The following is a 12,394-nucleotide window of genomic DNA, read 5'->3' as shown; positions in this document are numbered from 1 at the left end:
CTTTAGAGCAAGTGATAAATTAGTAAAGCAGCAAACTGTAAGTAATTATGTCATAAAGGATTGGTTTATAAAGCCCATACTTTTGATATGGGCTTTATAGAGAATCAGCTTAGAAGCTAAATTGTGCGGCTAAACGCACGCTTGTGCCTTCACCTACGGTAACGTTATTTAAACCGCCACCGACTAGGTAGTTTTTATCGAATAAGTTCTCAATATTTAAACGTAAGTTAATATCATTGTTATTTAAGTTAAGCTTGTAGGTTGCGCCAATATCAACACGAGTATAACCCTCTTTTGTTACGGTGTTAGCGTTATCAGCAAAACGCTCTCCTTCGTAGAACGCACCTGCATTAAAAGCAACAGCGTCATTGAGTTCATAACGGGTCCAAAGTGAGGCTGACCACTTTGGCGCATCGGTAGGGCGCTTACCTTCTAATTCTTCATCTCGTTCATAGTTAGCATCTAAATACATGGTTGATGCCATAACAAATAAACGGTCAGTTGCAGCGCCCTGAGCTGCAAGCTCAAAGCCTTTATGGCGTTGCTCACCTGCCTGTGTGGTGATGCTGGTTATATCACCGATAGGGTTAACAAGATCTTCGCTCACTAAGGTACCTGTTTTGCTAATATCAAATAAGGCACCGCTAAGCATTAATCGGTCATCAAACAGTTGCCATTTAACCCCAACTTCTCGTTGCTCAGAGGTAATAGCATCGAGCTTCATACCGTTATTAACATCTTTATCATTTACTAATGTTTCGTTTTGCGGCTCAAATCCTTCTGAGTAACTTGCATAAACAGTTGCAGAGGCATTTGGATGGTAAAGTACACCAACTTTAGGTACGAACGATTCGCTATTGCTGTTTTCTTTACTTTGTTTATCGTAACGACCACCTAGCGATAGTTGCCATTCTGGTGAGAATGAAATTAAATCTTGGATATAAATCCCGTAGTAGTCGTAAGCAGATGATCTAATTGTGTCATCTGATTTGTAACTTATATTAGGGCGATTAGGCTCATTTTGACCGGCAGAAAAATTAATCGTATCAGCAGATGTGCGTAATTGGCCGTAGTAATAATCCAGTGAGTTAGCACCTACAAGTAATTGATGATGTAAACCCACTGTTTCAAATTCGCCAATGAAGTCAATAAAAGCAGTTTTAAACTGCCAATCATCGAAGCGATCGTAAGGACGTGACTGGTAACTATCACCTTCGATAAAGTCACTTGGCTTACGTGGTGCTGACTCAAAGCGCTGGCGTTCAAACGTTTGCTCATTGTAGCCTAAATTTACTTGCCAGTTATCGGTTAAAAATACTTTGAAATCAATACCCATGTTTTCAACAGTAATGTCGGTAAAGGCCCATGACATATCACGAATTGTTTTGTCATCGCCAATAATGTTGGCATCATTATCTATCCAAGCGCCAGTATCTAAGCCTGCTTCGTCATCAGTGCGATCATAATGTACACGTACTAGGGCATTATCGCTAATATCGTAATCAACCACTAAGGCACCTAAAAAGCGATCGCGTTCGCGGTTATCACCATTTTGGTATTCTCGCCAGTATTCAACATCTTGTTTTACTAATACACCACGGGCACGTAAATCTTCAGCCTCGGTGAGTGCGCCGCCAGCATCAAGCATAAAGCGAGTTGAACCATGTTGGTCAACATCGGCACTGGCACTAAATAGCGTTTGTGCAGTTGGCTTTTTAGTTACCATGTTAACTAGGCCACCGGGGCCTGATTGCCCATACAAAATACTTGAAGGGCCTTTAATAACTTCTACTTGCTCTAAAATTTCAATGGGTTGTTGGTAATGAGACCAATGCTGGTGGCCATCACGCAGGTAGCCGGTTGATGAGCTTAATTGAAAACCACGTAAGTTAAATACTTCTCTGTTTCGTTGTTTAGACCCTGCAGTTAAACTAGCATCATTGGTCAATACTTCACCAAGAGTGGTTGCTAGTTGCTCATTAACGATTGTGTCAGTGATTACGGTAACTGACTGTGCGGTATCGAGTAATGAGGTTGAGGTTCTCATTGCCCCACTGGCATTATCTACTTTGTAGTCGTTGAAGTAGCTACCTTTAACTTCAATGCGTTCTATATTTGCGGTGTTGGCAAATGCATTTGCAGAGGTGCTGGCTAAAAGTGCAATAAAAAGAGGGTTAAGTTTCATTAGTGGCTTCCGGCTTAGAATTATTAGAGTAGTAAAACGCAGCAGATCTTAATGAAAACAACTATCATTTGCAATATCTTTATTGCAACTTTTAATCGTACGTTGCTAATGGTTGCTAATTGTTAATTCTGCTATTATTAGCCGCATATTAATTGAGACTTTTCTCAAGTTATTTTTTGCTATGGAATTTACTGTGACTGCAACTGCTTTTTCATCGTTGGCCTTACCTTCAGGGTTAGTTGATAATTTATCAACGCTTGGCTACACCCAAATGACGCCTGTACAGGCGCAAAGCCTACCACCCGTTTTAAATGGCAAAGATATTATTGCCCAAGCCAAAACAGGCTCAGGTAAAACAGCGGCATTTAGTTTAGGCGTTTTAGCCAAGCTAAATGTAAAACGCTTTCGTATTCAGTCGTTAGTATTGTGCCCAACTCGTGAGCTTGCAGAGCAAGTGGCGGTTGAGATGCGTAAACTAGCGCGTGGTATTCATAACATTAAGATTTTAACTTTGTGTGGTGGGGTTTCAATTGGGCCGCAAATTGGTTCACTCGAACATGGTGCACATATTATTGTGGGTACACCGGGGCGAGTTGACGATCATATTCGCAAAGGTACATTGCGTTTAGATGATGTTGAAACTCTGGTACTTGATGAAGCCGACCAAATGCTTGATATGGGTTTTCAAGACACCCTAGATGCCATAATTGATCGCATTCCAACCAATCGTCAAACGTTGTTATTTAGTGCTACTTTTCCAAAATCAATCGAAGCTATTGCTAAGCGTGTACTTAGTAACCCAGAAATGATTAAAGTAGAAGAGCAGCAAGAAAAAAGCACGATTAAACAATACTTCTACAAAATGGATAATAATAAACAGCGTTATCCAACGCTTAAGCTGTTACTTCTTAAATTTACCCCGCAAAGCTGTGTGGTGTTTTGTAATACCAAGGTTGAAACGCAGCAAGTATGTGATGATTTAGCCGATGAAGGTTTTAGTGCGGTGGCACTGCATGGTGATTTAGAGCAGCGTGACCGTGAGCGTACACTGATTCATTTTGCGAATAAGAGTGCGTCTATTTTAGTGGCTACCGATGTAGCTGCACGAGGCTTAGATATTGATGACATGGACATGGTGATTAACTATCACTTAGCTCACGATCCACAAACTCATGTACATCGTGTTGGCCGTACAGGACGAGCAGGTAAAAAAGGGATTGCGTGTTCTATTTATGGTGAGGCAGAGCAATTTAAAGTGGCTCAAATTGGCGACCATTACGAGCGTGACTTTACTCCTGAGCAAATGCCATCTTATAACCTACTAGATAAGCCGCCATACAAGCCTGAAATGGTGACACTGATGATAGATGCGGGTAAAAAGCAAAAAGTGCGCGCGGGTGATATTTTAGGCGCATTAACCGGAAAAGACGGTGTTGCTGGGCGCCAAGTTGGTAAAATCAACGTACTTGATAACGTGGCATTTGTTGCGGTAGAGCGTAACTCATCTAAACCAGCGTTACGCAAATTAACCGAAGGTAATATTAAAGGACGTAAAATTCGTGCTCGTCGCCTAACGCGTTAATTCTCGATCTAAGATGAGCAGCTCGCCTTGAGTTGCTCATACTCCATTTTTAATTGTTTAAACACTTCATTATCACCCCCTTGTTTGTCTGGATGATGCTGCACTGCAAGTTGTCGCCAACGCTTTTGTAATGTTTTTAAGGTAATTGGTTGTACTAATTGCCAGCGAGCGATTAATTGCTGATGTAGCTGAGCACTTAAAGGCGCTTTATGTTGTTTAGGCTTACTGAAACGTTGCCAAAAGCTATCTAATAATGCGTTAATTTCTGCTGTTGATGTTTCAAAGTTTTGCCAGTTTAAGTAGTAGTCACGCAGCGGATCGTTTGGGTGAAGTTGGTTTTGGCTAGGGTCGCTCACCAGTTCAATGTGTAAACTTTCAATCAGTAGCTGCTGTTTTGGCATGACTTGCTGCTGTAATTGATAAAGTGCATTCATAATTAAAAAATTACGTTTAAATAAATCACGCTCGGGATCAGCGGCTAAGGTATCAAGTAACCCACGTTCTTTTAGTTCCGATGCTAAAGTATGAACCATCCACACTTTTTTATTGATTAATAGTTCAAAAATCTCATCTATCAGTGGGTTAAACATTGTTTACAATCTATTAATTGGTGTATCTTTAACAAATTATCATACACCTAAGTAACATTAAACCCCAAGGAGTGGGCGTGAATGCCTGTTTTATATTCGTCTAAATTAGATGTTTACATATTGTTTGGCTGTCATTTTATTATGGCTAGCAAGGATTAAAGGATATTTTTATGCTGACTCGGTTAAAGCGCATCTGCTTTATTGTTCTTTTGGTTGTACTGAGTGGTGCATCAAACGACGCTTTATCCAATGAGCAGACAAGTTTGTTTGAGCAGTTCGATCTTGAGCAAACATGGACTAAAAAGCACCGCCTTGCAACAGACATATTAGCTAACCCTGATCTTCCAAACTTAAAACGCGTGACCATTTACAGTGACTTAGCGGAGCTGGCGTTTACACAGAGTGATTTAGCTAACGCACTAAAGTATTTTAAATTACTAGAGGCGAATAGCACCCTTAAAGAACAGCCAAAACTTTATTTTCGTGCAATTAAAATGCAAGGCGTGGTGCTTTATTATCAAGGGTTAGTGCAACAAGCGGTCGTTGATTATAATCGCGCGTTAAACATTGCCGTTCCCCTTAAAAGCCCGATTAAACAGGCTAACTTACTCAGTAATATTGGGCTCGCTTACTTTGATATGTATAACATGGAGCTAGCCCTCGATTATTATCAGCAAGCCAAAGTCATTTATGAAAAAGAGGGGAGCGCACAAGATAAAGCCGATATATTACATAATATTGCCGGTATTTATATTCGTCTCTCTCGCTATGAGTCCGCGCTTGAGATGTATCGTGAGGTTTTAAAAGTTTTTCAAGAGCTTGGTGATGACGATGGCGTTGCACAGGTATACGGTAACATGGGTGTGGCGTACACTGAATCAAGGCAGTACCAGTTAGCGTTGCATTACAACCAATTAGCTTTGCGCTACTATCAAAGTGTTAATAACGCCTTTCAGCTTTCGACTAAGCACGCCAATTTAGCAACAATTAACCTTAAATTAAATAAATTTGATGTCGCGTTATATCATGCTAATGCAGGGCAGCAGTTTGCACTTGAGGCTGATAATAAGTCGTTACTAGCGGCTGCTTTACACGTGTTATCGACTGTTCAATTTGTGCAAGGCGATACAGAAAATGCCAAAGAAACCTCAGAGCGTTCAATTACGCTTGCCAAAGAGTATAATAATGGCATGCGCATAAAAGACGGTTTGGGGGTTGAAGCGCTGATCCATGCTAGCTTAGGGGATTATGAAAAAGCGTTAAGTTTGCATCAACAGTATGTTGATTATCAGCGCAGTGTTAATACCGAAGAAGCCTCAAAAGCGGTCAGTCAGTTTCAAATTCAGTTTGAATCAAATCAGCTAAATCAAGAAATTAAACAATTAAAACAGCAACAATACTTACAAGAATTACAAATAGCTAAACGTTCACAGCTGATGTTCTTATTGGTGATTGTTGCCATATTGATTTTAATTACAGTAATTGCTGTTTATAAACGCCGAACAGAAAAACAAGCGAAGTTAAAGCTGAGTGATCAAGTTGAACAGCGCACCAAAGAGCTGCAAAGTGTGGCGCAAGAACTGCGTGAAGCTAACGAGGTTAAAAGCCAGTTTTTAGCAAATATAAGCCATGAAATTAGAACGCCATTAACCGCTATTTTGGCGCAAACAGATAATCTTATTAGTGGTCAGTACAAGGCTGAGCAATTACAAGATGAGCTTAGGGTAATACAACGACAAAGTGAGCACTTAAGAAGCCTGATTAATGATGTGCTTGATTTAAGTAAAATCGAAGCAAACAGGCTAGAACTTAACATTAGCTGTTTTGATATGGTGCGATTGATCAACGATGTTCATGCTATGTTTTCTCCACAAGCTAAAGCGAAAGGCTTGTCACTGATATTAGAGAGTCAGTTAGGTGATACCTATTTTACGCGGCTAGATTTAACTCGAGTAAAACAAATACTTATTAATTTATGCGCCAATGCCATTAAGTTTACTCATAAGGGGCACGTAACAATTGCTGTTAGCAAAACGGATCAAGGGCTGCTCTTTTGTATTCAAGATACTGGAATTGGTATGAGATCCTCACAGCTTAAGCTTATTTTTGAATGCTTTAGTCAAGCAGATAACAGCATTAGCCGACGTTTTGGCGGTACCGGTTTGGGCTTGAGTTTGTCGCAGCAGTTAGCAGCGATGATGGGTGGCTATATTAGCGTGCAGAGTGAGTTTAAAAAGGGCAGTGAGTTTTCGTTCTATTTGCCTTGTATACAAGTTGAAGAGCAAGTTTGCCACGATGATATGCAGGCTAAATCGGGTGAGGGGCATAGGTTGTTATCCGGTAAGGTGGTGCTTGCTGAGGATCACAGTGATAACCGCAAACTGATCAGTCGTTATTTACACTCCCTAGGACTTGAAGTGATTGCCGTTGAAAATGGTGAGCAAGCCGTAGAGCAAAGTTTAAAGTTGTATCCGGATTTGGTGCTTTTAGATATTCAAATGCCCGTTATGGATGGTATTTCTGCGTTTGAACTACTCAAACAATGTGGCTATGAGCAGCCTATTTTAGCGTTAACGGCCAATGCCATGAGCCACGAGATTGACCACTACTTATCACTTGGTTTTAGCGATTATTTAGCAAAACCAATAGACAAAGAATCTTTTTACACTGTTTTAGCTAAATATTTAAGCTCAGCAAATGAGGATTTATCGACAGAAAGTATCCATGTAGATATGAGTGATTTAGTAGCGAGTTTTAAACAAAGCCTGATTACAGAAAGTGAGCTAATTGAACAGCATTTTAAAGTTGGAGATTATAAATCGTTGCAAAAAGATAGCCACCGAGTTTTAGGTGCGGCACAAATGTTTGAGTTTAAAGAGATAGCATTAGTGGCAAAAGCACTAGATGATGAATTACTTCAGTCACAAATTAACACTCAAAAGTTAACAACATTAGTAAATGACTTGCTGGTACTGCTTAAGCAATACAGATAAGCTGATTTACTCTAAAAATAAAAAAGACACCATCTGGTGTCTTTTTTATTTAAAAACATTTAGTTAACCAGCGTTCAGATTACTGACGTTTCATCGAATCAAAAAACTCATCATTGGTTTTGCTCATCGATAGTTTATCGATTAAGAATTCCATTGCATCAATTTCTGACATGTCATGAACAATTTTACGTAAAATCCAAAGCTTTTGAAGCTCATCTGGTTTTGTTAGTAATTCTTCACGACGAGTGCCTGAACGATTAAAGTCGATAGCAGGGAATACACGTCTTTCCGCAATTTTACGGTTAAGGTGAAGTTCCATGTTACCAGTACCTTTAAACTCTTCGTAGATAACTTCATCCATTTTAGAGCCAGTGTCGATAAGCGCTGTAGCTATAATTGTTAAGCTACCACCTTCCTCAACATTACGTGCAGCACCAAAAAAGCGCTTAGGTTTGTGTAATGCGTTAGCGTCAACACCACCAGTAAGTACTTTACCTGATGAAGGAATAACGGTGTTATAAGCACGTGCTAAACGAGTGATTGAATCCAGTAAGATAACAACATCTTTTTTATGCTCAACTAAACGTTTTGCTTTTTCGATAACCATTTCGGCAACTTGTACGTGACGAGAAGCTGGCTCATCGAACGTTGATGCAATAACTTCGCCTTTAACGAGGCGTTGCATTTCTGTTACTTCTTCCGGACGTTCATCAATAAGTAAAACCATTAATGTTACATCAGGATGATTATGCGTAATTGATTGTGCAATGTTTTGAAGTAGCATTGTTTTACCCGCTTTTGGCGGAGCTACCAACAAGCCACGTTGGCCGCGGCCAATAGGAGATGCTAAATCAAGTACACGGGCTGTAATATCTTCTTTACTGCCGTTACCACGTTCCATGCGAAAACGTTCGTTTGCATGTAGTGGAGTAAGGTTTTCAAAAAGAATTTTAGTTCGAGAGTTTTCAGGTTTATCAAAATTAACTTCGTTTACTTTAAGTAAAGCAAAGTAACGCTCACCATCTTTTGGCGGACGAATAAGACCTGAAATAGAGTCGCCAGTACGCATACTAAAACGGCGAATTTGGCTTGGAGATACATAAATATCATCTGGGCCAGCTAAGTAAGAAGCTTCTGATGATCTTAAGAAGCCGAAACCATCTTGTAAAATCTCTAATACACCGCCGCCGAAGATATTCTCTCCGCCTTTGGCATGGGATTTAAGAATGGCAAAAATGATATCTTGCTTTCTTAAGCGGGCTACGTTTTCGAGCCCCATGGACTCAGCTAAGTCTACAAGCTCTTTAATCGACTTGTCTTTTAATTCGCGTAAATGCATATTGGTGGGTTCTTTATTACAGTTGTCATACTCAAAATCGCTTTGATCGTTGAGTGAGGTTTGTTGAATATAACTAAGGATTAGTTGGCTTTATAAACTAGCAGTTCACTGGCAAAGCGTCCAGTCTTTATACAAAATAAATTTAAAAAAGGGCAAAAAAGCCCTTTTTATTGTTCTAGCTTACTGTTAGATGTTGTTTTCTAAAAACTCGATAAGTTGAGTTTTTGAAAGAGCACCTACTTTCGTTGCAGCTACTTGGCCATCTTTAAAAAGAAGTAAAGTAGGGATACCACGAATACCAAACTTTGGCGGTGTGCCAGCATTTTGGTCAATATTTAATTTAGCAACAGTCACACGGCTGTCGTATTCATCAGCAACTTCGTGAAGAATAGGGGCGATCATTTTACAAGGTCCACACCATTCAGCCCAGAAATCTACTAGTACAGGTTTGTCTGATTGTAATACGTCAGCTTCAAAGCTATCGTCGGTAATTTGGATTATTTTCTCGCTCATTGCGCTCTCCGGTTTAGTTAGGCGAAATATTTAGTGCGTATTTAAACACTCTTGTTTCTTATTGCAAGTTTAAACGTTATGCTTAAACGCTATGACTAAGACACATTTGACCGATAAAAAGTTTTCAGACTTTGCTATTGCACCGGAAGTGGTTGCCGGGTTAACCGAAAGTGGGTTTGAATATTGCACACCCATTCAAGCTAAATGCCTACCTTTTATTTGTGAAGGGCGCGATATTGCGGGCCAAGCACAAACAGGTACTGGCAAAACGTTGGCATTTTTAACTGCCACGTGCCACCGGTTATTACAATCTAGCAAAGCACCTAGTAAACATCCAAGAGCCCTGATCATGGCCCCAACTCGGGAGCTTGCGATTCAGATACACAAAGATGCAAAAATTTTAGCGCCGCACTGTAATCTTAACTTAGGTTTAGTATATGGTGGCGAAGATTACGAAAAACAACGTGCACAACTAGAAAAAGGCGTTGATATTTTAATTGGCACCACAGGTCGCCTAATCGATTTATATAAGCAAGGCTGTTACACCCTTAATGAAATTGAGGTAGTCGTGCTAGATGAAGCCGATCGTATGTTCGATTTAGGTTTTATTAAAGATATTCGTTATATGTTCCGTCGTATGCCAGATACGTCAGAGCGTTTAAACTTATTATTCTCTGCTACGCTATCGTATCGTGTGCAAGAGCTTGCATTTGAACACATGACCAACCCTGAGCATGTGCAAATAGAGCCCGATGTAAAAACAGGTAAACGTATTCAAGAAGAGCTATTTCATCCTTCACAAGAAGATAAAATTAAGCTGTTGTTAACCTTGATTGAAGAAGAATGGCCTGAGAAAGCCATTGTTTTTGCTAATACCAAGCATAGCTGTGAAACCGTATATGCATGGTTAAAAGCAGACGGACATCGAGTGGGCATGCTCACCGGTGATGTAAACCAAAAGAAACGCCAGTCAATACTCGCGCAATTTAGTAAAGGCGAGCTAGACTTTTTAGTGGCTACCGATGTTGCTGCACGTGGTTTGCATATTCCAGAAGTAAGTCATGTATTTAATTTTGACTTACCTGACGATTGCGAAGATTACGTTCACCGCATTGGTCGTACAGCTCGAGCAGGCGCTTCAGGTCATGCAATTAGCTTTGCGTGTGAGCAATATGCTTATAACCTTCATGAAATTGAAGAATACATTGAGCACAGCATTCCATTATCACATTACGATAAAAGTGCATTGTTAGATGATTTAACGAAGCCGACTATTCATAGAAAACGTAATTTTTCTACTGGTCCACGTAATCGTAGTAATAACAACGGACGTCGCCCAAATAATGGTTACCAAAAAGGACGGTCTTAACCGACCGTTAGTTTGATTGTATTTGTAACTAGAGGTTTTTGAACGGTGGGGCAACTTAAACCGCAAAAAAATGTATATGCAGTCATTGATTTAGGCTCAAATAGCTTTCATATGCTTATTGCCAAATCAATGGCGGGCGGCCTGCAAACAATAGGACGCGTCAAACGTAAAGTAAGACTCGCGGCTGGGCTTGATGATGATAATTTATTGAGCTTAGAGGCTATGCAACGAGGCTGGGAATGTTTGGCCTTGTTTGCAGAGCGGTTGCAAGATATTCCAGCGCAAAACATCACCATTGTTGCCACTGCAACACTTCGTTTAGCAACCAACGCCGACGACTTTAAACTACGTGCAGAAGAAATATTAGGACATAAAGTTAATGTTATTAGCGGCGAGCTAGAAGCACGAACGATTTATAAAGGGGTTGCGCATACCTCTTCATGTACAGGCAAGCAGCTGGTTATTGATATTGGTGGAGCGAGTACCGAGGTTGTTATTGGCCAAGGCTTTGAAGCGCGTCACTATAAGAGCCTTAATATTGGCTGCGTGACTTTTCTCGAACGCTACTTTAAAGATTGCCAATTAAATGAAGCAAACTTTAATGCTGCTATAAAAGCAGCGCGAAATGTTGTTGATAAAATAGCACCTGAATATAAAACAGCTGGTTGGCAACTTGCCTCTGGTGCGTCAGGTACAGTGCAAGCTATTCAAGAAATTATGGTGGCACAAAATTTAAATGAAATGCTCACCCTTGAAAAGCTCTATACCATCAAACAACAATCCATAGCTTACAAAACAATAGCTGAACTCGATTTACCAGGGTTAAGTGAAGAGCGACGGTTAGTGTTTGTATCTGGGCTGGCTATTTTAATTGCACTGTTTGAGTCACTAGAAATAGAACAAATGGGGTTAGCGGGTGGTGCTCTTCGTGAAGGTGTTTTATATAGCATGCTACCGGAGCTACATAATACCGACATTCGCCAACGTACTATTGATGGTTTTATGAACCGTTATCATGTTGATCAAAAGCAAGCATCTAGAGTATCAAGTTTAGCTGCACTGTTAGCTAATGAAGTCAGTCATTATTGGCCGATTGAAGCACAAAACGGATTGCCGCTTTTGAATGCCGTCGCGCAGCTTCATGAAATAGGTTTATTAATAGAGTATAAGCAGTACCACAAACATACCGCTTATATTTTAGAAAATACCGATATGCCCGGTTTTTCACAATCAGAGCACAAAGTGATCGTTGCTATAGCTAATAGTCATCGCTGGGACCTTCAAAAGGGATGCTTAGATCATTTAGGTGCACATAGTATTGTTGCCGCGTATATGGTTCGACTATTACGTATTGCCGTTATTTTATCTATGCGTCGACAAGATGATGTGTTGCCAAACTTTAAGATAACAGCTGAGAATGAAGAGTTAGTGATTCAATTTGAAAATAACTGGTTAAAAAACCACCCATTGATGGCAAGTGAGCTAAATCAAGAGATTAAGTATCAAAAAAAATGCGGTTGGAAACTTAAAGTGAGCTAGTTAATCCGGCTTTCGCGGAGTTTTTAGTGGTTAAAATGAGCTTTTAGTTGTATTTTTGTTCGAACAGTCATTTATTTCAAGTTTTCTGCAAAAAAAGGGTTGATCTGTTTTCGGATCTCCCTATAATGCGACCCCACTGAGACGGGGAACGCCAACGCATAGCGAGGCACGAACTACTCAGTGAGTCGAGTAAAACTTAGTTTCGAAAACTTTCAAGTTTAACAAAATTAAGTGTTGACAAAAAAATAGGAAAGCGTAATATGCGCAGCCCTAGCGAGATAAAG

The 12,394-nt window shown here is 40.1% G+C and carries 8 protein-coding genes; 4 read left to right on the top strand and 4 right to left on the bottom strand.

Annotated elements, in window-relative coordinates; genetic code table 11:
- Positions 1–109 precede the first annotated feature (109 nt).
- Complete coding sequence (locus MTN97_RS13490; RefSeq protein WP_248474614.1) at positions 110–2,185, bottom strand: TonB-dependent siderophore receptor; 2,076 nt, start codon at positions 2,183–2,185, stop codon at positions 110–112.
- A 193-nt stretch (positions 2,186–2,378) separates the two neighbouring features.
- Between MTN97_RS13490 and dbpA the strand changes: the two genes are divergently transcribed.
- A complete protein-coding gene (gene dbpA, locus MTN97_RS13485; RefSeq protein WP_248474613.1) occupies positions 2,379–3,767 on the top strand; it encodes an ATP-dependent RNA helicase DbpA in 1,389 nt (462 codons plus the stop codon).
- 8 nt (positions 3,768–3,775) lie between these two features.
- On the opposite strand, the gene MTN97_RS13480 is transcribed toward dbpA, so the two are convergent.
- Positions 3,776–4,357 (bottom strand): DNA-J related domain-containing protein, encoded by a 582-nt coding sequence (locus MTN97_RS13480; protein ID WP_248474612.1) that lies wholly within the window; start codon positions 4,355–4,357, stop codon positions 3,776–3,778.
- 170 nt (positions 4,358–4,527) lie between these two features.
- Here MTN97_RS13480 and MTN97_RS13475 point away from each other — a divergent pair, with 170 nt between their 5' ends.
- Positions 4,528–7,350 (top strand): tetratricopeptide repeat protein, encoded by a 2,823-nt coding sequence (locus MTN97_RS13475; protein WP_248474611.1) that lies wholly within the window; start codon positions 4,528–4,530, stop codon positions 7,348–7,350.
- A gap of 79 nt (positions 7,351–7,429) precedes the next feature.
- On the opposite strand, the gene rho is transcribed toward MTN97_RS13475, so the two are convergent.
- Both rho and trxA read right to left on the bottom strand, forming a co-directional pair.
- Entirely contained in the window at positions 7,430–8,689 is a 1,260-nt protein-coding gene (rho, locus tag MTN97_RS13470) for a transcription termination factor Rho (protein ID WP_248474610.1), read from the bottom strand.
- Positions 8,690–8,875: 186 nt separating this feature from the next.
- A complete protein-coding gene (gene trxA, locus MTN97_RS13465) occupies positions 8,876–9,202 on the bottom strand; it encodes a thioredoxin TrxA (protein WP_002960942.1) in 327 nt (108 codons plus the stop codon).
- Positions 9,203–9,293: 91 nt separating this feature from the next.
- Between trxA and rhlB the strand changes: the two genes are divergently transcribed.
- The gene (gene rhlB / locus MTN97_RS13460; protein ID WP_010392673.1) at positions 9,294–10,571 is read left to right on the top strand and encodes an ATP-dependent RNA helicase RhlB; all 1,278 of its coding nucleotides are present in this window, start codon (positions 9,294–9,296) and stop codon (positions 10,569–10,571) included.
- Between the two features lie 45 nt (positions 10,572–10,616).
- Complete coding sequence (gene gppA / locus MTN97_RS13455) at positions 10,617–12,110, top strand: guanosine-5'-triphosphate,3'-diphosphate diphosphatase (protein ID WP_248474609.1); 1,494 nt, start codon at positions 10,617–10,619, stop codon at positions 12,108–12,110.
- Positions 12,111–12,394 lie beyond the last annotated feature (284 nt).

The organism is Pseudoalteromonas sp. 2CM36K, assembly GCF_023161865.1.
GTDB classification, from domain to species: Bacteria; Pseudomonadota; Gammaproteobacteria; order Enterobacterales; family Alteromonadaceae; genus Pseudoalteromonas; species Pseudoalteromonas tetraodonis.
This window is presented reverse-complemented; position numbering and strand designations above follow the sequence as displayed.